The 23,080-nt window shown below is 35.9% G+C and carries 18 protein-coding genes; 9 read left to right on the top strand and 9 right to left on the bottom strand.

The window, feature by feature from the left end:
* Positions 1-24: 24 nt before the first annotated feature.
* Both gnpA and acsn021_RS20005 read right to left on the bottom strand, forming a co-directional pair.
* A complete protein-coding gene (gnpA, locus tag acsn021_RS20010) occupies positions 25-2,190 on the bottom strand; it encodes a 1,3-beta-galactosyl-N-acetylhexosamine phosphorylase (RefSeq protein WP_184095436.1) in 2,166 nt (721 codons plus the stop codon).
* 51 nt (positions 2,191-2,241) lie between these two features.
* Complete coding sequence (locus tag acsn021_RS20005; RefSeq protein ID WP_184095438.1) at positions 2,242-3,276, bottom strand: glycoside hydrolase family 88/105 protein; 1,035 nt, start codon at positions 3,274-3,276, stop codon at positions 2,242-2,244.
* Between the two features lie 609 nt (positions 3,277-3,885).
* Here acsn021_RS20005 and acsn021_RS20000 point away from each other — a divergent pair.
* A complete protein-coding gene (locus tag acsn021_RS20000) occupies positions 3,886-4,845 on the top strand; it encodes an AraC family transcriptional regulator (RefSeq protein ID WP_184095440.1) in 960 nt (319 codons plus the stop codon).
* 242 nt (positions 4,846-5,087) lie between these two features.
* Positions 5,088-6,914: an S-layer homology domain-containing protein gene (locus tag acsn021_RS19995; protein ID WP_184095442.1), complete on the top strand. Its 1,827-nt coding sequence runs from the start codon at positions 5,088-5,090 to the stop codon at positions 6,912-6,914.
* 99 nt (positions 6,915-7,013) lie between these two features.
* Here the strand turns inward: acsn021_RS19995 and acsn021_RS19990 are convergent, their stop codons facing one another.
* From acsn021_RS19990 to acsn021_RS19980, 3 genes are all read right to left on the bottom strand, one after another.
* Positions 7,014-8,723, bottom strand: coding sequence for an extracellular solute-binding protein (locus acsn021_RS19990; protein WP_243167975.1), 1,710 nt, complete (start codon positions 8,721-8,723; stop codon positions 7,014-7,016).
* Positions 8,724-8,810: 87 nt separating this feature from the next.
* Positions 8,811-9,719: a carbohydrate ABC transporter permease gene (locus acsn021_RS19985; protein WP_184095445.1), complete on the bottom strand. Its 909-nt coding sequence runs from the start codon at positions 9,717-9,719 to the stop codon at positions 8,811-8,813.
* Between the two features lie 11 nt (positions 9,720-9,730).
* Entirely contained in the window at positions 9,731-10,681 is a 951-nt protein-coding gene (locus tag acsn021_RS19980; protein ID WP_330601822.1) for an ABC transporter permease, read from the bottom strand.
* Positions 10,682-11,314: 633 nt separating this feature from the next.
* Between acsn021_RS19980 and acsn021_RS19975 the strand changes: the two genes are divergently transcribed.
* Positions 11,315-12,010: a Crp/Fnr family transcriptional regulator gene (locus acsn021_RS19975; protein ID WP_184095447.1), complete on the top strand. Its 696-nt coding sequence runs from the start codon at positions 11,315-11,317 to the stop codon at positions 12,008-12,010.
* Between the two features lie 301 nt (positions 12,011-12,311).
* Complete coding sequence (locus tag acsn021_RS19970; RefSeq protein ID WP_184095449.1) at positions 12,312-13,124, top strand: peptidoglycan-binding domain-containing protein; 813 nt, start codon at positions 12,312-12,314, stop codon at positions 13,122-13,124.
* Between the two features lie 273 nt (positions 13,125-13,397).
* Here the strand turns inward: acsn021_RS19970 and acsn021_RS19965 are convergent, their stop codons facing one another.
* The gene (locus acsn021_RS19965) at positions 13,398-14,300 is read right to left on the bottom strand and encodes a metallophosphoesterase (RefSeq protein WP_184095451.1); all 903 of its coding nucleotides are present in this window, start codon (positions 14,298-14,300) and stop codon (positions 13,398-13,400) included.
* A gap of 17 nt (positions 14,301-14,317) precedes the next feature.
* On the bottom strand, positions 14,318-15,718 hold the full coding sequence (locus acsn021_RS19960) for a DUF4474 domain-containing protein (protein ID WP_184095453.1): 1,401 nt from the start codon (positions 15,716-15,718) through the stop codon (positions 14,318-14,320).
* Between the two features lie 258 nt (positions 15,719-15,976).
* On the opposite strand from acsn021_RS19960, the gene nox reads away from it, so the two are divergent.
* On the top strand, positions 15,977-17,311 hold the full coding sequence (gene nox, locus acsn021_RS19955) for a H2O-forming NADH oxidase (protein ID WP_184095455.1): 1,335 nt from the start codon (positions 15,977-15,979) through the stop codon (positions 17,309-17,311).
* Between the two features lie 97 nt (positions 17,312-17,408).
* Here nox and acsn021_RS19950 read toward each other — a convergent pair whose 3' ends face one another.
* Both acsn021_RS19950 and acsn021_RS19945 read right to left on the bottom strand, forming a co-directional pair.
* A complete protein-coding gene (locus tag acsn021_RS19950; RefSeq protein WP_184095457.1) occupies positions 17,409-17,552 on the bottom strand; it encodes a sodium pump decarboxylase gamma subunit in 144 nt (47 codons plus the stop codon).
* Positions 17,553-17,587: 35 nt separating this feature from the next.
* Positions 17,588-18,721 carry a sodium ion-translocating decarboxylase subunit beta gene (locus acsn021_RS19945; protein ID WP_184095459.1) on the bottom strand — a complete coding sequence of 378 codons (1,134 nt, stop codon included), beginning with the start codon at positions 18,719-18,721 and terminating at the stop codon, positions 17,588-17,590.
* 400 nt (positions 18,722-19,121) lie between these two features.
* On the opposite strand from acsn021_RS19945, the gene acsn021_RS19940 reads away from it, so the two are divergent.
* The 4 genes from acsn021_RS19940 to acsn021_RS19925 all read left to right on the top strand — a co-directional run bounded on the left by acsn021_RS19940 (position 19,122) and on the right by acsn021_RS19925 (position 22,732).
* Entirely contained in the window at positions 19,122-19,415 is a 294-nt protein-coding gene (locus acsn021_RS19940) for a DUF1905 domain-containing protein (protein WP_184095461.1), read from the top strand.
* A gap of 30 nt (positions 19,416-19,445) precedes the next feature.
* Positions 19,446-20,936 carry a TRM11 family SAM-dependent methyltransferase gene (locus acsn021_RS19935; RefSeq protein WP_184095463.1) on the top strand — a complete coding sequence of 497 codons (1,491 nt, stop codon included), beginning with the start codon at positions 19,446-19,448 and terminating at the stop codon, positions 20,934-20,936.
* A 214-nt stretch (positions 20,937-21,150) separates the two neighbouring features.
* Positions 21,151-21,354 (top strand): cold-shock protein, encoded by a 204-nt coding sequence (locus acsn021_RS19930; protein ID WP_184095465.1) that lies wholly within the window; start codon positions 21,151-21,153, stop codon positions 21,352-21,354.
* 472 nt (positions 21,355-21,826) lie between these two features.
* Positions 21,827-22,732, top strand: coding sequence for a deoxyribonuclease IV (locus acsn021_RS19925; protein ID WP_184095474.1), 906 nt, complete (start codon positions 21,827-21,829; stop codon positions 22,730-22,732).
* The last annotated feature ends 348 nt before the right edge of the window (positions 22,733-23,080 follow it).

Here is a 23,080-nt window from a genome sequence, read left to right as displayed (position 1 = left end):
ACTATTGTGCCGTTGGGGCACACGTTATTTGTCTAAAGGAAGGATTGCATTATCAAATGCTTCCATTGTAACGGTTACAGAACCAAAGTCAGTCTTTATCGTTGTTGTTTGAGCTTGGTCACTGTTGTTTATTACAACCAAAGTTTTAGTATTTGGATAGTAAGCACACTCTGTGTGAAGATTATCTGTCAGATATTTGCCGTCAAATTCCTCGCGACCGGAGTGCACTAATAAATTAAGAAGCATACGACTGTTTTCAGGCGTAATTTCATAGGATGCCAGGTAGATGCCCTTTCCTTTGCCAAACTCATAGGCAGTTAGGACAGGAGCATCCGCAGATGCAGCCAAAACTTTTGCCAAGCCATCAGTTAAGTACAGGTTTTTCTGAGGCTTAATGCTGTAATTTTCCGGTAATAGGGTGGAATCTCCTTCTACGTTAAATGACCATTTACCATGGCATACTTTTGCTCCGGTATCCTTATCAATACCAAGTACATGTGACATACGGAAGAAGTTGTCATAACCTTCTAGAGCAGATGGTTCATTAATACCCATAAAGGTACCGCCTTCATTTACCCACTGAGTTAACTTTTCCAATACTTCCGTATCACTCCAGGAGGCACCGCCACTCCAGGCAGAACCAGCATAACCTGCATTTATTACAATATCTATTGTATCAAGTGCACCTGCTTTAACATCATCAAAGTTGATAAAAGAAACTTCAAAAGGAAGACCGGAAAGTACTTCATTGATATGAATCAAATCATGCATATGGGTTTCATGAAAATGTCCGGACAATGTCCAGGAGCGAAGTTTACCCCAGGTATGAAGTACAGCAATCCTAGGTTTGAAACAATAAGGACTTCCATTGTGGTGTAATTCTTTTATCAATCTAAACTCATCGGCAACCTTTTCAATGTAATCGTTAAATTCCGGGAATGGTTCGGTAAGGTGTAGATAACCGCCTAGACCAATTCTGTCAATGGGCGCACGAAGGAGCGCGCGGCGAATGCTTATCCAAAAGTTTTTCGCCTCCAGTGTTGGGTCTCCGCCTTCCATAAAGGTTGGAGCACCACCAAGCCCTACTGGGAACAAATATGGATGAAGTCTCAATTCATGGGTATCAACTGGTGCGCCAGAGCAAAGTCTTACTTCATAACCAGAGAAGACACATTTAATCAAACCGTCAAAACCAAATTCTTCGAATTTCCCATTATAAGGTTCAATGCCAACCCAGCTGTCATCATAGAATACATAAGCGGATTTGCCATAATCATGTACCATTTGTATTAATTTTTTGCCGAAATCTATTACAAAATCATTGATAAACTCCATCCAGTCAGCCTTTTCCTTGCTGCCAGGCATATGCGTTACTTGTAATTTGCCCTGATTGATAAAGTCTTCGGCAGTTAATGCATAACCATATTTTTCTTTGAATTTATCTAATGCCAGCGGACTGACAGTGAAGTCATAGGAGCCCCAGTCAGAGAACAGGTGACGGTTACGTTCATTGCTTCCCCATATCCAAACAAAATTATAGAACATGGAAGTAAAGCGGACAACGGTTGTTTCCTTATGAGTCTGGCACCAGTTGTCCAACCAGTTCAGAAGATATTCCTGAGTTTCAACATGCATTGGGTCTATCTGCATAAGATGTTCTTTATCCCAGTTATTTGTAGTGTGGTTGTACATAGAGATTTCTTCCCAGATACGATATGCCATAAAGCTTACGGTATACTTATGCCAAGGGGTAATCTCTTTTAATAGAACAGAAGTTGTTTCCTGGTTGTAAGACCATTTATCTCTGCTTACTTCTTTATTCGTGGTTCTGTCATATACTTGCCAGTACTTTATAGAATCTTCGCTGTCATTGATTGTGAATTGTTCCTCAAAAAAATCGTTCATGAGAGGGATTTCTAATTCATTTCCTTTTGCAACTACAGGGTTTGTCATTAAGAAACTCTGCTGCAATTTATCTGTATTCTGAGCGGCCCATTGATTGTGGTCTCTTATTATGCATATCGTAGAATAAATTCCATAACCAGCGCTAATTATTTCATCAGACAACACTGTACCATCACTGTCACGGATGACATCAGCCCCCCATTTTTTAGCTAATTTAAGAGTCAGTTCTTCATAACCGGACTCTCCTGGCAAAGTAAAACTTCCTGTTTTCTTTTCATTCGTCATAAAACGAATCCTCCTGTTTCGATTTTTACCGGTTATCTCACGGTCCGGTTTTCAGTCTTTAAAATCTTTACTGCTTACTAAATCTGCAAAGAAAGCAAGGGCAAGTCCCTGTCCCCAACCTTGCATCCACCCTTTTGGAATATTGCGGTAACCGTCTTTATCTTTCATAACAGCGGTTCCTCCGGATACATTAAGGACACGTCCGTCATCGCTGATATTAGATAAGATGCCGTTAATGGATTTTTGAATGTATTTGGTATGAAGAGGATTTTTGTTATTAATCATAGCAGCAGCAATACCGCAGGATGCAGAAACTTCTTCATAAGCTTCCTCATCATTTACAATTGTACGCCATAAGCCATTCTCAGTCTGGTAGGTTTTTAACGTGGCAAGCTGGTCCCTTAAGGAGCATTCAATGTCCATACATTGAGGATAAAGGTACCAGTCTTTCAGTACAAACTTAACCTGTGACATGGTATAGGCTGCCCAGGCATTGGCTCTTCCCCAATAAAATCCGGACATATGGTTGCCTAAGCAGTTATTGTAGCCATGGTACCATAAGCTGGTCTGAGGATCCTGTAGATATTTTATATGCCAGTAATATTGATTTAGGGCGTCACTTATTAATTCCTGGTCTTCTAACATTTTGCCTGCTCTTAGCAAGAAGAAGGCAGCCATGAATAAAGTATCCGCCCAAGCTTGCTCCGGAAAATCATTAGAAGTAGATACGGTATGTTGTAATACATTATCTCCGAAACGCAGGGCTTTTGTACGAAGATATTCGATTTTACTTAAGATAAGATCTAGATACTTCTGCTCTCCGGTTGCCTGGTATAGGGTGATAAGGGTATGCCCCATGGCACAGGTATTAACTGTCCAAGATGGCAACCCGAACTCAAGATATTCATCGGTCCAATTTTTTAACATATCCAGATATTCTTGTTTTTTGGTTACTTCATAAGCTCTGGACACCCCATAATAAGCAACTCCGCAAGGCCAATCCCAGGTTAAATCCATACCCATGGTACGTCTTACTACTTTGTCTATTGCTTGGTAAATTTGCTCTTCATCAAAATTAAGCTTCATATTTTTACACCTATTGCATACCACAGACTTGTCTGCGATACTGCCACAACTAAAAAGTGTGAAAGAATCTCATCGTGGCAGCCTTTCATTTTCTAAATTTTCTTTCACTCTTCTCGACATGATGCAGCACTGATATATCAAATAATTGGGAGTCAGATGAATTGATTTTTCCCTGACACTTCCTCCATTTCTGTGCTTAACATCCATATTTTTAGCATTCCCCGTAGGTTAAATTATAATTATATTATTGTGTAATTATATATTAACCAACCAATTCTACAAAATCTAATCATAAGCTTTATAATACTGTGCATAATCAATCATTATATGTCAAAAAAATTAAATTTGTTTAAAAAAATTATGACTTTTTGCATAGATATTACAAAAAATACAATTTAAATCAGGCAGTATGCACAAAATAAATAATAGAATTTACAAATGAATAGTTGAAATTATAATGCCATGCTGTTATAATTAAAGTGTAAGAATTAATAAAAATAGTAAGATAATTGCGGACCCCCGTTTTTGGGTGATTTTGATTGATTCTATCAAATAAATTACTTGTTTCACGATTGTCTATAAGAAATATCTTTAGAAAGGAACGTGTTTATGGCAAGACGCAAAAGAGTAATTATTGAATACCGTCATTACAATCTGCCACTGAATTTTCCTGTTTTATTGCTTAGCGGTGATCGGTGGAGGATATCTGAGAAAAAAAGCGGAAGACTTCATTTTCATAACTGCCTTGAAATAGGCGTCTGTCATTCTGACAGCGGGACAATGGACTTTGAAGGAAAGTCAGTTCCTTTTCAGGCCGGAGATATAACCTGTGTACCAAGGCATCTTCCTCATACAACATATAGCTCTCCAGGTCAGGAAAGCTTATGGTCTTATATTTTTGTAGATCCGGAGGAACTGTTTCGTAATATGTTTAATGACGCAGCGATGAATTTTGAAAGCCCGATGTCGCCGATACAAAATTATCGGTATATTATGAACAAAAAGGAATATCCTAAAATCTATTTTCTGGCATGTTCTATTATTGAAGAATTAAAAGAACAGAAATTTAACTATCAGGCTAACGTAAAAGGCTTGATGTTATCCCTATATATTGAACTACTGCGAATTCATAGTGCAGAAAACCAGCAGATAGAAGAGCCCAAAGCAGAGGCAAAGGATACGAAGAAAGAGGAAAATATTCTTATGATCTCCAATGCGCTGGAGTATATTCATAAAAATTATATGCAGCCCATATCCATTGAAGAACTGGCAGACTTATGCCATTTAAGTGTAAGCCATTTTAGAAGAACCTTTCATTCCATTATGGGTGCGGCACCACTTGATTTTCTTAATAGTACAAGGATTGATGAAGCCTGCCGGCTATTGCGCAGTACGGAGGATTCTATATTGAGCATATCTGAACAGGTAGGATTCCATTCAATCTCAAGCTTTAACAGGTGCTTTATGAAACTAATGGAGGTACCTCCAAGAGTATGGAGAAAACAAACACTTCAATCAGAGGCTAACTCACCCAAAGCATCTATTTTGGAATTTACAGGATGGATGTAGCAATCTAGGTATAATGAATTAATAAGTAGTTGTGATAAAATATTGCATATTCAAATATTAGCGGATGAATTTGGTTCAGGTTTATAATCAATAAGCCTGACCCAAATTTTTCTTATATATAATATATTTTTTCTGTGTTCGGTCGAAATATAATTCAGACACATAAATTATATCGACAGGGCAATAAATATTTTATCGTTATTATATATACGATTAAGTTAATAAAAGGAGTAGAAAAGCACATGTATATGAAAAAGTATCTATTTTATCAAAGGAATCAAGAAAGCAATGCAGAACCAGAAAGTAATCTTATACGAATCAATTCTGACCTGTTATATTCTCCGGAAAGAACCTGTGGTTTTGTGATAGAAAAGAACAGAGCAGAGCAGGAAGCTTTACAAATTCCTGAGTTAAATTCTGGATTTGAACCCTATTACTGGTTAAAAGGAGAAGATGTAACAAAACTCATTGATACTGACAAAGGTGTTAGTAGTTTGTCAGGAGCAGAGGTACCTATTTGCTTTAAAGCGGATGTCCCAGAACAAGGAAATTATCGTGTGAATGTAACGGTAACAGCCTTAGAAGATACAAAGGAGCTTATAATCTTTGCAGGTAGGAGAAGATTGCTTGCTAAGAAGGAGGGAATTAAAGGGGGCAGTGTATTTACAGTAGATGCAGTTGTGAATATATGTGATATTATCCCAAGAGGGATAACAGAGAGTTGCAAAGATACGAGTTTTGACCTAGCTGTAATTGGAAGCAACATCGCAATCTCTGAGATTTTTATTCGACAGGAGGAGTGTCCGACTTTATATATCGGCGGTGACTCTACGGTAACAGACCAGGGAACGGCCTATCCCTATAAACCCGGCTGTAGCTATTGTGGTTGGGGACAAATGCTCTCTTTTTATGTTAATGATAAGATATCAGTTTCAAATCATGCCCATTCGGGTTTAACTACTCTTTCTTTTCGAAGTGAGGGACATTACGATATTGTGATGCACTTAATAAAACCGGGTGACTATTTCTTTCTTCAATTTGCCCATAATGACCAGAAGCTTCCGGTGCTTACTGCCAGTGGAGGATATAGAAAAGAGCTTTTAAGATACATAAAAGAAATCAAAGAAAAAGAAGCAATACCAATTATTGTTACACCCCTTGCTAGGAATACCTGGAAAGGTGATGGCAGCTACAATGATTTATTAGAGGACTATGCCAAGGTTTGTAAAGAAATTGGACAAGAGGAAGATATACCTGTTCTTGACCTTCACCATTACAGTAAAGAGTTTGTAACTGGACTTGGGGTAGAAGATGCTGCCAGATATTATTTTCCCAAAGATTATACCCACAGCAATGATTATGGTGGCTTCCTTGTTGCAGGTTTTATTGCGAAGGCAGCACTTAAAGTACCCGGATTAAAGGAAGTTATTGTTAAAGCGCGCATTAATAAAGCTGATAAGGAATTATTATGGATTCCCCCAGTAGAAAACATAGTACCAACAGCTCCAGCTGATTTTGTCCGTGGTAACACATCTGTCAGAACAGTAGAATTTGATGATATTCAGACTGCCTTGGAGCAAAGTGCAATTTGTTATTTGGCTGAAAATGGAATACTATCTGATAAAACAAACAAGTTCAGACCTCAGGAGTTTATTAACAGAGCTGAAGCATTAGACTGGATTGTAAAAGGGGTTAGATTTGTTCCTACAGAAGTTTATAATGATAGATACGAAGATGTGGTAGGACATGAATGGTATGCGGGTGTAGTGGAAACAGCATTTCAAAATGATATTGTACCGGCAGCTATGATAAAAGACGGTAAATTACAACCTCTAGAAGCACTAAAAGAAGAAGAATTTATTGTTCTCTGTATCAACAGCTATAAGTGCCGTAAACAGTTAAAAAGTGAGAAAAGAGAAGTGTTAGTGGATTCAGCTACTCTTTGGGCAAAGAAAGAAGTTGAGGCGGCAAGAAATTTGGGCATTATAAAAGATGATTTTAGGCCTCAGGAAATGCTGACAAGAGACAGGGCAGCAGGTTATCTAAAAAAATTTGTTGATCTATTATAAGTTTACTATTTATTCTATTCGGTTTGAAATAGCGTATATAAATGAAAGGCTGAGATAACAATTGCTATCTCAGCCTTTCATTTATATTAAAGTATTAAATTATTCAGAAAGAATAAGTTTTGTTGTGTTACCAGCTTCATAAGCTTCTAAACGTTCATCAATGATTTCTTGATAGCCTGCATCCAGATATTGTTTGCTTAATTTTTCATATAAAGCATCAAATTCTTCTGGTTTACATTTAGTAAGCTGAACGCTGTATTCCTGATATAAGCTGAATAAAGCTGCGGAGTATTCACTTTCTGCATCAACAGGGACAGAGAATACTGGATCAGAATAAGCATACTTCTTATTTTCTTCCATTGATTTATAATTATCTAAAAAGGCTTGATAGAAGTCCTGAGGAAGTCCTTGAGGAGTGAGTGCCTTGATTGTATCTTCAATAGTACCTAATTGTTTCGTAGCATGTACGATACAAGTCATATCAATGTTATTATTGTGATTTAACATTTCTTCCCCTCTGTATGTGTCATCCATTTTAGGAAGTCCGTTTTCATCAAGTGTATAAGTAACACCTTCAACACCATTCTCTAAGGTAAATAATACATCTTCCTGACTCATCCATTCCATATACATCCAAGCAGCTTTTAACTGGTCTTCTGTAGCTAAGGAGCTGAATCCAACAATCATACCAAAAGGATTATCAGCACGAATTCCTGGAACATCAACAACACCTGGTTCAACAGGAGCTGTTACACTTGCAATTGCAAGCTCTGCACCTGGATTTTTTTCATAGAAAGCGGTTAACCAATCTACGGAAGCAGACATATAACCAGCAAAAGTAAAGAGTTTACCATTGATAAAATCAGTTTTTGCCTGGGAGCTGTCAGCTACGTTAGCATCTAAGTCATATTCTTTAGAAAAATATCCTTTGTTATATTCAGCATTTTGTCTTTTTAATAATTTATAAGTGGGTTCCCAAGAAAGAGAAGCAGTACCTAAGCTTGAGTGCATTGCCCATTCTTTTTCATCAACTGGGAAATTTCTAAAACCAAAGTTTGGTACATAAGCAGCTGTTGGTAAGGACAAATCAACCGGAGGCTGGTCAGTCAGACCTGCTGCAATAATAGCGTCAATTGCTTCCGTATATTCCTGATAGTTCTGAGGAACTTCTTTGCCTACTTTATCTAACCAATCTTTTCTAACAAATCTTACATGAGAAAATGGAGTGTTGTAGTAAGGTCTTTCGGATAATACAAAATAGTCTTCACCATTGATTTTTGTATAGTCTAACTGGTTGTTATCAACCATTTTCTGATAGTAATTAGGAGCTACCTGTTTGAACTTTTCTAAATCAATTACCTGCATTGCTCCGTCATTTGCCCACTGCGCTACCTTAGGATAATCATATTCCATTAAGATAGTAGGTGTTTGTTCAGCAGCAATTAGCATACTGTATTTTGTCATTACATCACCACGAGGGATTGCAACAAAATCTACATCTACATTGTATTTGTCACCGAATTCTTTTTGAATCCATTTTGTCCAGTAATTATCATCTACCGCAGGATATCCTTCTTTAGAACGGTCATAAACTGGAACAGTAATTGAAACTTTTTCGCTGAATGGTGTCCAGCCTTCTATACCGGCAACTGTATTGTCAGGAGTTTCTGTAGCTTCCCCTGCCTTTGTAGGTGCAGTTGTTGTTCCGGGATTTTCCGTAGGATTTTTCTTGCCGCAGCCGGAAAAAACGCTCATTGTCATTATACCAACTAAAGCTAATACAACAACTTTTTGAAATCTTTTTTTCATAAATAGTCCTCCTTTTAAGTTTGAGTGCTTGTTCTCTATAGTTAAGCTCATAAACCCCAAGCTTACTAACTTATATTTGTGGTGCTATCAGCCCTTAACGGCACCAATCATAACACCTTTAACAAAATATTTCTGTACGAATGGATAGATACAGATAATTGGTAGGGTAGCAAACATAATAGTTGCAGCCTGTAATACTTCTGGTGTACTAACAACCTGAGCTGCTTCTGATAAACTAACAGAATCAGAGGATGAATTTAGTACCATGTTACTTAAGAGATACTGGATAGGCTGTAGAGCCTTTGTAGTAATGTAATACTTCGCATCAGCATAAGCGTTCCATCTACCTACGGCAAAGAATAAGGCCAGTGTTGCAATGATAGATTTGGATAGAGGAAGTACAATTCTAAACAGTATTTGAAAATTGGTTGCACCATCTAACTTTGCTGATTCCTCCAAGCTATCAGGAATGGTTGCCTGTAAAAAGCTCTTCATAATTAAGGTATTATACGGAGAGAAAGCTAACGGTAATATTAATACCCACATAGTATTTAGTAATCCAAGATCCTTCATTAACAAGTATTCAGGAATCAAACCGGCACTAAAATACATCGAAAACAATAGTAATAAAGCAAATATGTTTCTTCCCTTAAAGTTTTTACGGGATAATGGGTAAGCTGCACAGGTTGTTAAAATAAGACCCACGATTGTAAACAATACGGTTACCAATACTGAGTAGACCATAGAATGGGTTAATTGTCCATCTTTGAAAATGGATATATAGGCATCAAAGTTAATTCCTTTTGGAAGTAAAAAAATTGATTTTGATAATACGGCAGTGTTACTGCTTACTGACTTAGCCGCTAAATGTATAAACGGTAAAATACAGGTTAAACACAGCAGTGTAATAATAACCATGATTACGATATCACCAACTTTGATTTTACTAGTACCTTGGGACTCGGCAAATTCTACATTTTTTTTCTTTTTGTTCATAGTTCTCCTCCCTAAATCAGTCCGTCTTCGCCAATAGATTTGGCGAATTTGTCAGCTAACAGAACCAGTAATAATCCGACAAGGGATTGGAAAAGGCCAACGGCGGTTGCTCTGCTAAAGTTACCGGAACTAAGACCTTTTTCATATACATAAATAGCCAGCTGGTATTGGAAATCACGAACCTGTACATTTCCAAAAGAATCCAGACGCTCGAAATTACTTCCCATAACTCTTCCTAAATTCATAATCAATAAAGTAATGGTGGTACTTTTAATTCCTGGTAAAGTGATGTGCCAGATTCTACGAAACCGGTTAGCACCATCTACGGTAGCTGCTTCATAAAGCTCACCACTAATGCCTGTTATGGCTGCAAGATAGATAATTGTTCCCCAACCCATGGTCTGCCATACACCAATTAGCAGGTAGGTTACCGCCCAACGATATTTTTCTGTTAGGAAAGGAATACCTTCTTGTATGAGACCTTGATTTCTTAGTAAAATGTTTATAAGACCAGTCTCCGGTTTAAACAAAGTATATCCAACAGAAGCTACAATAACCCAGGATAAAAAGTGGGGTAAATATAATATGGTCTGTGAAGTCTTTTTAAATCTGGGAAATTTTAATTCATTTAGTAAGATTGCTAAAATAATCGGTACCGGAAATCCTACTAATAAATCTAAAAAGTTAAATACTAAGGAATTCTTTAGCGCTCGGATAAAGTCGCCATCCCTAAAAATCTTCTGGAAGATTTCAAAGCCAACCCAGTCACTTCCAGCATACCCTTTGGCAGGTTTGTAATCCATAAAGGCCATACGCAGTCCGGGATAAGCAGCATATTTAAAAAGTATAACAAAAAGTAAAGGTAGTGCTATTAGCACATATAACTGCCAGTCTTTTTTAATATAATACATGATGCTTTTCTTTGGTGGTAAAAAGACTTTATTCTTTTCTTGTTTTTTCAAATCTATAAGCCTCCTCTTTCATGTGCTATAATCATGTAGTAATGTCTGCCGAAGGTAAAACTTTGTATGAGTCTTCTGTATGCAAGTTCACACAAAGTTTGCTCATCAATAGTTTACATGGTCATATTTACTTTTCTTAGTATAGTATCTGTACAAAAATGTACTAAAATACATATTAAAAACAAGGATTATAGTAATGATTTTAATCAATATTGATAAAAAAATCTATTCAAATTAACATTAAAACTATTCATTTTCAACTTTTATTTGTGAATAATATAATGAAATCATTTGGAAAAATTTATTAAGTTTGACGTTTTTATTTGGTTTTATTAAGAAAAGTCAAGAGTTTTAATGCATATCATACAAAAAAAACTTAGAATTCAATGAGGTATTAAAGTTGAAATTAGTATATATTTCGTATATTGATATTTTTCTGTATTATTGCTTGAATTCATTGAAAAACATAGACATAATAACATATGTGAACTTTTCTGTCAATTTATCTATACCATTTTATATAATTAAAAATGACAAACAGTCTCATTCGTCTCATTAGTCTGTTCATTTGTACATTTATTATATAAAATAGAATAATTAAGATGCTATTAACAGTATAGGAGTAGAGCTAGTATGAATAAGTATTATAATATTTTAAAAGAGGTATCATTATTTCACGGAATAAATGCAGAGAAAATTGTTGATATATTGGTATGCCTGCATGGAAATGTTAAGAAATACAAAAAAAATCAACCAATCATTTTGTCGGGAAATCCAGTACCTTCTCTTGGTATAGTATTAGAAGGAAGTGGACATATCATACGGGAGGACATTATGGGAAATCGAATGCTGGTTACAAATCTTAAGGCAGGAGATGTATTTGGGGAAACCTTTGCTTGTGCTGGTGTAAAGGAAAGTCCGGTGAGTGTCTATGCAACAGATAATTGTGAAATACTCTGGATTTCCATTCAGCGGATAGTTTCGCCATGTGATGCAGTATGTGATTTTCATAGTATAATTATTACAAATTTATTACAGATTCTTGCTACTAAGAATCTGTATTTAAATCAAAAAATGGAATTGCTGTCAAAGCGGACAATTCGAGAAAAGGTTTTGGCATTTTTGATATCCGAGGCACAGAGAAAACATGCTTCTTCTTTTAAAATAGCATTAAATCGCAATGAGTTAGCAGACTTTTTATGTATAGACAGAAGTGCCATGTCCAGAGAAATGGCAAGACTAAAAAAAGAAGGAATCATTCATTATAGTAAAAATCATTTCCAAATATTGAAGAATCTTCAAGACATACCAGAAGATGGAATATATTAATTAATTTTTAAAAATGTATTACGAAAATGTTACAAAATGCTGGACAAGTTTATAATTGTGTAATATAATACCCTATGTATTCAATTAAACACGAAAGAAGAACAGAAAAATAAAAATAAATGGTTGTGAAAAGTAAATACGAAATGTATGTCTGCTCTGCAACTAATAATATGAAATGAGTAATAAGCAGAAAAGAGGTAAAGGTTGAAGGAAAATATATAAATTATAGAAAGGACGCCACGCAGCATTCTTTCAACCAGTATTATTTGTGGCAGTATCCCAGGCATGTTTGGGATATACAATGGGTATAAAAATGATTAAATTACATAGGAAGCAATTAGCAGCTCTTTGTCTGGCGGCTGCAATAATATTACAACCAGTGCAGGTTTCTATGGCGGCTCTAAAAAGAGGAAATAGCAGCAGTGAAGTGAAACAAGTGCAGCTTGCTTTAAAAAAATTAGGATATTTTAAATATTCAAAAGCAACAGGGTACTATGGAAGCATAACGGCTTCGGCCGTAAAGAAGTTTCAGAGGGAGAATGGCTTGACACCGGATGGAATTGTTGGAAAACAAACAAAAGCGGTGTTAGCAAAATATACTCCTAAAGTTAAGTCAGCAACATTTACAAAAACAACAGATGGATTGTTAGATTGGTTTAATGAAGTACAGTACATATGGCAAAGAGGAACGAATGCGACCATAACGGATGTGGATACAGGTGAAAGTTTTCAGGTAAAACGTACTTTTGGTACCAATCATGCAGACGTAGAGCCTTTAACAAAGAAAGACGCTCAAATTATTAAAGAAATATGGGGTGGTTTTAACTGGGAAAGACGTGCAGTCGTAGTTCAGGTAGATGATACAGTTATGGCAGCTTCTTTTACTGCAATGCCTCATGCAGGCGTTGAATCAAAACCGGCGGTGCAGGTTGTCAGTGGAAGAAGCGGGGGATATGGAACAGGTCAAAATCTGGATGCAGTCAAAGGAAATGGTGTAAGTGGTGTTATGGATGTTCATTTTTTAAACAGCCGTACCCATTCTACGAATAGACTGTTAAGCTCACAGCAGAATATGGTTAAAAAAGCAGCTAAGTACATACAGGCAAACTACTAATTTTAGAATGTGTCTGCTAATGCATTTTAGAACAAGCAATTGTCAGGCACACTTTAACAAACAGAAAAGACTGTTACAGAAACCTTTTAATAGGAAAGAACTCCTTTAAGGTGCTGTTTACAGTCTTTTTCATTGTAAGTCCTATAAAATAAATCTATTAAGTCTGTACACCCGCCATTATTGGTCCAAGAACCTCTCGCAGATTCCTAAGATTTCACCATCTCTCACAGTAAAATCAACATCTTTAAAAGTGTTTCGCAAACGCCGAATAGATTAGTTTAATTTCTCTATAAAGTATTTTTCAATCGCAACCGGCCCTTCTAAAATTACCCGGTCTACATACAACGAACGGTCTGTTCTTGTTCGGATTGACCACTTTACTAAAACAATGTTCCCGTTTTCAATTTCTATACCTGTAATACAGCGTGGATGGACACAACTGCCATCATTAAAATATAATGACTTTCCGGGCTCCGGAAATACAGGCCTGTGGGTATGACCTGCAATCAGAATGTGCTGTTGATCCTGAGCCCAATCAGAAAGTTTTTTTTCAATTTTTTCTTTCTTTGAAAAGCTGTCGGATGCACTGGTGGGATTTCTGATTCCTAATAATTCAATCGGTCGCCACAGGTACCGAACTAAAAACCGGGCTATTTTCCAAATATCATAATTTAAAAAATCCACCTGATGTCCATGTATCAAAAATATTTTGTGATTTGTCTCTTTAAAGGTAAGAATTAGACCTTCATGTATTTTAATTCCAGGTAAAAGAGGAACTCTCTTTTTTTGGCTTTCATCGATATAAGATTGTAGATATTTTCTTCGAAAGGACAGGTCTTTTTTTTCAATATCATGATTACCATACAGCATATGAAATCGTTTTGCTCTATAAAGATTTGAAATTAGCCAAAAAGCATCACTATGGGTGTAGATAATTTTATCCATATTACGGTTTTCCCAAAGTTCATCTCCGTCACCTAGTTCAATATACGTAAATTTATTATCGTAATAGTAATTTAAAGCTGCAAAATATAAGTTCTGATTATTTGTGAAATTATCACCCCAATTACCTACTCCACGGTGGCAATCACTCATTAAAACAATCTTTGAATTCTTGTCAATAAGAAGTTCTTTAGATGTTTCAAAAACTTTAGTCAACCGTTTGGAAGCGGACATTATTACACCCCCTTAGCTTAATTTGTGCCTGTTTCCTTGATTTTTTCAGGCTTATCATCGGATGTGGAAAGAAAGGATTCTTCGGCTTCAATTCTGTGGCGCTCGATTAATTCAGGGTGGGCAGATTTTACTTGTTTATAGTAAGATTCTGAAACTAACGTGCCGTAGGTATCAATGGGTCTTTCCGGTAATTCAAGATAATCCTTTAGTAAATCAAATAATTTGTAGATTTCCTTGGAGCTACGTATATTGAGTATTTTTTTATACATTTTGGGTGCTTGTTTTTTAATAAAATTAATTTTGTCTAAATGATTGGTATATCCTATAGTTGCATCGTTATAAGCTCTGCAATTCCTGTGATTGTTGGTCTGCATAATAAATTCTGTAATTGCATTTCTTGCAAGTGGCTGCCTAGCTTTCGGTTTATCATATACAAAGGAAACGGTGTTGCCTTGTATGGTTAACTGGCTTTTGTTATAACCGGCCCGATACATACCGCCAAGAAAAGCATCGCGCATGTCGGGGTTTTTAAAGGTGACTTCGCAGTCCATAATCAGATTGCCAGGATGTGAAAATTCACCCAGTACAAAACAGGTTATCCACCAATGTAGTTGTCTGCGGGCAACAAGCAGTTTACCAAATTTCTTTAAGCGAAAGCCTAAAACCAGATGGTCTTCATTGCTTGCGCAATCATAAAATGTACCATTAAACATGCCAGGAATATTAAGGTCAGGTCCAGTGGTGGTATATACACCGATTTCAGCACCAGTATTCATGCCGTATTGCCCTTTCCAGAATTCAATAAGCCAGCGTTTTCCGCCATATTCAAAATAAATCGGCTCACAGTCTATTATCATACTAAGCGTAGCACAAGCCTCATCATAAAGTTGGCAGTAACCACAGTCTCTTTGCCATCCATCCATTATAGAATAAAAGATGTCATCCTGGGGATAATATGCAAATCCAAATGGTTCCAAGTCTTCATTTAATTCATCAACTGTTAACTCACCTGGTTTAAAGATATTAGGAGCTTCTTCGGGCATAATTATAGGATAAACCGTTTTTATTTCATAATTGGGCATTGTAATAGCATGGTTAATTAAATTTTCTTCTGTAATTATAGTTTCAAGTGATTGGTTATCAAAGGATTGGATTTCATTGGTGTGAAGTTGTTTTAAAGAGAGTTCATCCTGTTTCGGTACTTTCTGCAATACTTCAAAGACAATAGATTCATTTTCCTGAGGTATAGTTGTACTGTGCAAGTGGATAATCTTTCTTCGGTGTCGATTCATGTGCCTAAGGATGAGACAGACCAGTAATATACCAACTATAGGAAAGAGGGAATAGAGTATAACCGGATATATCTTAAGTCCTAAAGGCTGTGAAATCCAGTTTAGGATAGATAACAACTTAAACATACTTTTCTCCTTTCTTAAATGAAGCTGATTTATGCAGGTTTTTCAATGTAAGTCAAAAGTAAACTTCAATAGGAAATCTTTGCTGTAAAAACCTGAGAGCTCATCAAGATATAATATAATATTCGTACTGTAGCTACATTGTTAAAAAAATTGTCAAAAACTTGGTAAAATAAATACATTGCATTCAAATTAAGAATGAATTAAAATGATTGTACCAATATATGGTATAAAGTTTTTCACAGAAAAGGAGGATTTTCAATGAGCAGGATTATAGTTGTTGGAGCAAATCATGCGGGAACAGCCGCGCTAAATACTATTTTAGACAATTATAAAGATCATGAGGTTATTGCTTTTGATGCCAATACCAATATAAGTTTCTTAGGCTGTGGTATGGCATTATGGATTGGAAAACAAATTGCAGGGCCGGAAGGTCTGTTTTACTCCACGAAGGAAAAGTTAGAGGATAAAGGTGCCAGGATTTACATGGAAACGGCTGTGGAATCCATTGATTATGATAAAAAGATAGTATACGCTAAAGGTGTTGACGGAACAGAATATAAGAAGACCTATGATAAACTCATACTTGCCACCGGCTCTCTTCCCATTGTGCCGGACATTGAAGGCAAAGATCTGAAAAATGTTCAGTTAGTAAAGCTTTATCAGAATGCACAAGATGTTATTGAAAAGTTAAAAGATGAATCCATACATGAGGTTGCAGTAGTAGGTGCGGGATATATTGGTGTAGAGTTAGCAGAAGCCTTTAAGCGATGGGGCAAGAATGTGACCTTGATTGATTGTGTGGATACTTGTCTGGCAGGTTATTATGATACTGAATTTACTGACGGTATGAAGGAGCAGCTTCAAAAGAACGGAGTAAAATTAGCTTTTGGTGAGACGGTACAAAAGATGGAAGGAAAAGACAGAGTAGAGAGAATTGTAACAGATAAAAATACCTATAAAGCAGATATGGTGATTCTGGCAATTGGTTTTAAACCAAATAATAAATTAGGAGAAGGCAAACTGAAACTTTTCCGCAATGGTGCCTTTATTGTGGATAAGCAGCAGCAAACCAGTCTTCCGGATGTATATGCAATAGGTGACTGTGCCACCGTGTATGATAATTCCGTACAGGAATTAAATTATATTGCGTTAGCATCCAATGCCGTTCGATCAGGTATAGTGGCAGGTCATAACTGCTGCGATACGAAGCTTGAGTCGGAAGGAGTACAGGGTTCTAATGGAATTAGTATCTGGGGTTACAACATGCTGTCAACGGGCTTAACCCTGGCTAAGGCTAAAAAACTTGGGTTTGATGCAGCAGCAGCGGATTATGAAGATTTACAAAAGCCTGCTTTTATAGAAAAAAATAATAAGGTTAAAATCAGAATTGTTTTTGACAAGAAAACGAGAATCATACTGGGGGCTCAGATGGCCTCCGATTACGACATTTCCATGGGGCTTCATATGTTCTCCTTGGCAATACAGGAACAGGTAACTATTGATAAAATAAAACTATTGGATTTGTTTTTCCTGCCCCACTTTAACCAGCCTTATAGTTATATAGCATTGGCAGCTCAAAAAGCAGAGAAGTAAACAGAGAATATACAATAAGAATATAAAAAAATGTGCCTTATAGAGGTATTTCCTTTTCTATAAGGCACATTTTATATTTAGTAAGCAAATTTATTAATTAATGTTCTTCTTTATGGGAAAAGAATTTATTTTCAACCCATTGTATTAACATAACAATTAATGTAATTAATATAATAACTGAAAAGATTCCAAACATACCTTTCCACATGATAGTAAGGGATAATAAAAAATCTGGGTTCATATTAAGCTCCTTTCAAGGGATAAATAAATGGTTCTTTATAACGCACTAACTAGTCCGATAATAATACCACCGGCAACGACAGAGGCAATCTGTCCTGATACGTTAGCACCTATGGCATGCATTAATAAATGATTGGTAGGATCTTCTTTAATCGCCATCTTTTGAACCACACGGGCGGACATAGGGAAGGCAGATATACCGGCAGCACCAATCATTGGATTAATTTTATTTTTACGGAACAGGTTGATAAATTTAGCAAATAATACGCCGCCTATGGTATCAAATATAAAGGCAACAAGTCCAAGAGCCATAATTAACAAGGTTTCCTTAGTCACAAAAGCATCTGCCTTCATACTGAAGGAGATGGTTATACCAAGGAGTAAGGTAACTAGGTTTGCAAGTATATTCTGGGCAGCCTCGGATAAGGTATTTAGCACGCCGCATTCTCTTAAGAGGTTACCAAACATTAAGAAACCGACCAAAGCCACTGACATAGGTGCTACTAGACCTGCAATAAAGGTTACAAGAATAGGGAATATAATTTTAACTCGTTTGGATACGGATACAGGGTTATAGGGCATACGTATCAAACGCTCTTTTTTTGTAGTTACCAATCGAATGGCAAGTGGCTGTACTAGAGGTACTAAAGCCATATAGGAATAGGCGGCTACGGCGATTGCTCCGATATATTTTGATTTAAGGATTTGGGATACTAAAATAGAAGTAGGACCGTCTGCCGCACCGATTATACCGATGGAAGCAGCATCTTTAATGTCAAAGTTTAATAAGGTGGCAGCAGACAGGGCAAAAAAGATACCGAACTGGGCAGCGGCTCCAAATAAAAACATAACGGGATTGGAGAGCAGCGGACCAAAGTCAATCATTGCACCAATACCGATAAATAACAGAATCGGTAAAGCTTCGGAGGTTTCAATACCTGTTTGAAATAACCACTCAATAATACCATGGGTTTCACCGATTCCTGCTAAGGTCTGGTCTAACACTCCGGATAAAGGAATATTAACCAGAATAGCTCCAAAGCCCATCGGCAGCAATAAAGATGGTTCATACCCTTTTACAATAGCCAGGTAAATAAGTAGAATTCCAACACCATACATAATTAATTGGGGAATTGTAATTGAAGTAATTCCCGAAAGTAAAAAATCCATAAAGTTCTCCCTTCGTGCTCGTACAAAAAAATAGTGTGGTCTGTAGTCTTTTTCAGCATCTTTTGCAGAGCATATAACGAAGGTCAATACAAATACAAGACCTGTATCCTATAAAAGGATACAGGTCTTGTCATTTCAAATTAAACCAGAACGCTTACGCCCATGATGTTGATTTAATTGCATAATTATACCTTGGTACCGGGATACTAAGTATGATATGCTGACTACTCCCCTATATCTAAGTAATTTAACAGTAGCATAAATAGTATTGGAAGTCAATACAAATAAAGGAAAAGCACAGGTTAGAAACTTGGGGTTACATTGATTTGATTCTATGTTATAATAAGCCAATAGACAAATAGAATAATCTGCTGCTCTAATAGAAAGGTGGTTGATTCTTTTGAACAAATTATATGAATTTAATGCGGAAATTAAAAAAGTACCTGACATTGATGGCGCGTACATTGAAATCCCATTTGATGTAAAACAGGAATTTGGTAAAGGAAGAGTACCGGTTTATGCAACCTTTGATGGAGAACCTTATGAGGGCAGCTTGGTTCGAATGAAAACCCCCTGTCATATACTGGGTTTAAGAAAAGATATACGTCAAAAGATTGGTAAGCAGCCGGGGGATACTGTACACGTTACATTGAAGGAAAGAGACAGAATAAAAGAAGAAAAACAATACGGATAAACGATATAATAATGGGAGTCAGTGATAAATATGATACGAGATATATTTGAGAAGTTAAAAGAACAGGATAATCTAAGGGAAAGTCTAATTCAATTAAAGGCCGAGTTAAAAGTAGGCAGTAATAAGACAGCATTGCTTTACTATATGAATAACGATTATAATATTTTTTACGAACTGTTAGGACATGAAGACGCGAAAGTAAGGAAAAATACAGCCTTAATCATGGGAGAGTTGGCTGTACCAGCCTTTCTGGATAAATTGTATGAGGCTTATGTTGGGGAAAACCAAATGTTTGTGAAAAGTTCTTACTTAACAGGGATTAAGAAGCTGGATTATGACAAATACCTTCCAGACTTTAAGATCCGACTGGAAGAATTAAGTACCGTTTCTGTGGAAGATGTTAACATAAAACACATAAGTGAGGAAGTGAGAATCCTGTCAGAGCTGATATTGTCAGTAGAAGGTACTAAAAAACATACCTTTACAGGCTATCAGGTTCCTTCAAAGGTTGTTTTACTTACAAATCGTAATCATAGCAAGATTACATTAAATCAAATTGAACATAATAAAGCAAAAGAATTTAATGCTGGTGTTATTGTACAAACCACAGATTTACGTACTATTCTTGCCATCAGAACCTACAGTGAATTATTATTTATGGTAGATGGAATGACAACATGCTCTACGGATCCGATAAAAGCGGCCGAAGTACTTTCAGGTGATGTATTGTTGGACTTTTTAAAGGCTAGACACGACACAGGTGAGCCTTTCTATTTTAGAATTGAGCTTAAAGCAAAACTAGAGCTTGATAAAAAGAGTTCCATTACAAAAAAAATAGCTGTAAGATTGGAACAGCTTACAAATCGTAAATTAATTAACAGCACATCAAATTATGAATTTGAAATCAGACTTATAGAGAATAAGGAAGGCAACTATAATGTTTTAATAAAATTATATACACTTAAAGATGAAAGATTTGCCTATCGTAAAAATGTAATTCCTACCAGTATACAAGCATGTAATGCAGCCTTAATTGCCGCACTTTCAAAGCCTTATTTAATAGAAGATGCACAGATACTTGATCCATTCTGCGGAGTCGGCACAGTGCTAATTGAAAGAAACAAGTTAGTACCTGCCAACACCATATATGGACTTGATATATATGAGGATGCAATAGATAAGGCAAAGGACAATACAAGAGAGGCAAAAAGTATTATTCATTATATTAACCGTGACTTCTTTGATTTTAAACATGAGTATTTATTTGATGAAATTATTACGAATATGCCAAGAGTCATGGGGCATAAAGAGGATGAAGAGATTTATGTACTTTATCGCAGGTTTTTTGAAAAAGCCGGAGAGCATATGAAGAACAATGGTATTCTTATTCTCTATACTCACAACAGAGAATATGTGAGACGATTTTGTAATGCTAAAAATTACAAGGTGGAGGAAGAGTTTGAAATCTCCAAACGGGAGGGTGCATACCTTTTTATTTTACGTTATCTGACTGGAAAGTAAAAATATAGAAAAATATATAAAAATTTAGAAAATGCTATAGACATTTTAATATCAATATGTTATTCTTTGGATTGTAATTTAGATGTATTAATGATTTCACATACTACTGTAATCTTTAACTCGTTTAAGACTTACTGTGGTATGTGTTTTTTCGTTTATGGAACATATCCATAGGATATAACATTTAGATTAAATATTTCAGGAGGTATCTTTCATGAATAAAGGTACAGTTAAATGGTTTAACGAACAAAAAGGATTTGGTTTTATTACGAATGATAATGGCGGAGATGATGTATTTGTACATTTTTCAGGTATAGAATCAAATGGCTTTAAAACTTTAAGAGAAGGTCAAAAAGTGACATATGATGTAACCAGAGGAGAAAAAGGAATGCAGGCAACTAATGTTGCCATCGCCTAACCAAGGAATTATTAGTTAAAGCAATTTTAATGCGTATAAGTATGTGGGGTACTGTGCAGTCGTAAACAAGCTGTCAGTACCCTATTTTTATTCGTATCGTAAAAGCAGGAGGATTTAACAGTTGTATACAAGAAACTTAACTAAGGATGTAATATTTTATTTTAAATCTTTAAGAATTCATTTAACCTGCCAGATTATGAATTGTACATAGATTTTAGGATATAATCCTAATAAAAATTAATGTTCAAAGTACGTAGATAAAATAACATAGATTATAGATTTTTTATTTACTTATAAATTGAGTGGTAATAAAATTAGGTTTGTTCTATAGTATATGTAATACTCATAATTAAACATATTATTATGTTAAAATAGGGCATTAGCAGACAACCGGAAGGCGGCTAGAATATTCAGATATGAATTAGGTTGAAAGAATTGACGGCCATTTGCACTAAAAGGAGAGATAAATATGATAAAATTAGGTTCCCATGTGGGTATGAGTGGAAAAGAAATGCTACTGGGATCAGCAAAAGAAGCAGCTGGTTATGGAGCAAATACATTCATGATTTATACCGGTGCACCACAGAATACAAGGCGTAAGGATATCAGTGAATTAAATATAGAAGCAGGGCACCAATATATGAAAGAGCATAATATAGAAGACATAGTAATCCATGCTCCTTATATTATTAACCTGGGGAATACGGTAAAGAGTGATATTTTTGAATTGGCCACCAGATTTCTTGCGTTGGAATTAGAGCGTGCAGAAGCGCTTGGAAGCAAATATTTAGTACTCCATCCCGGAGGGCATGTCGGAGCTGGGGAAGAAGCTGGACTGGTACAGATTATTAAAGGAATTAATGAGGTATTAAAGAAAGACAGCAAAGTGTTTATTGCTTTAGAAACCATGGCAGGTAAGGGAAGTGAACTTGGTAAGACTTTCGAAGAACTAGCTAAAATTTATGATGGTGTGCTATATAATGATAAATTGAGGGTTTGCTTTGACACCTGTCATACTTATGATTCCGGTTACGATATTGTACAGGACTTTGATGGAGTGATTGATAAATTTGATAAGATTCTTGGCAAGAACCAAATAAGTGTTTTTCATATTAATGATAGCAAGAATCCTATGGGTTCTAAAAAAGATCGCCATGAGAATATTGGTTTTGGTTATATAGGTTTTGATGCATTAAACTATATAGTACAACATAAAGATTTTGCAGAAGTTCCTAAAATATTAGAAACACCTTATGTTCCCTTATCGCCGGAAAGTAAAAAATCCTTTGCACCTTATAAACATGAGATTGCCATGTTAAAAGAGCAACGGTTTCATGAAAATCTGAAGGAAGAGATAAAAGAGGGAGTAATTGTTTAAAAAGAGCTGTTTATAATAATAAAGGGGCTGTTTTAAACAGGTTCTTTATTTTCATGCAAGAGTAGAAGACAATAAATTTATATATGTTGAGGTCTCAGTGTCCGCAAGGTGTACTCTGTCTTTCGCCCAAAAAGAGAAGAAAGTCTGGCTAGGCTAGATATAAAGTAAGTATCTGCTATTTAATAATATATGGGAGATAGTATAAAAACCAAATATTAGTTAACTCTATAATATATAGAAGTAATAGGCTTATATTAAAGTGCGACTCTCATTGGATTACAAGAAAATAGTTTGCTTTGTAATAATTTATCGAAAATTACAAATAAATAGTTGACAAACAAGAAAAAA

This window comes from Anaerocolumna cellulosilytica (assembly GCF_014218335.1).
Classification (GTDB): domain Bacteria; phylum Bacillota; class Clostridia; order Lachnospirales; family Lachnospiraceae; genus Anaerocolumna; species Anaerocolumna cellulosilytica.
The sequence above is the reverse complement of the archived record's forward strand: the minus strand, read 5'-3'. Positions and strand labels throughout refer to the sequence as shown.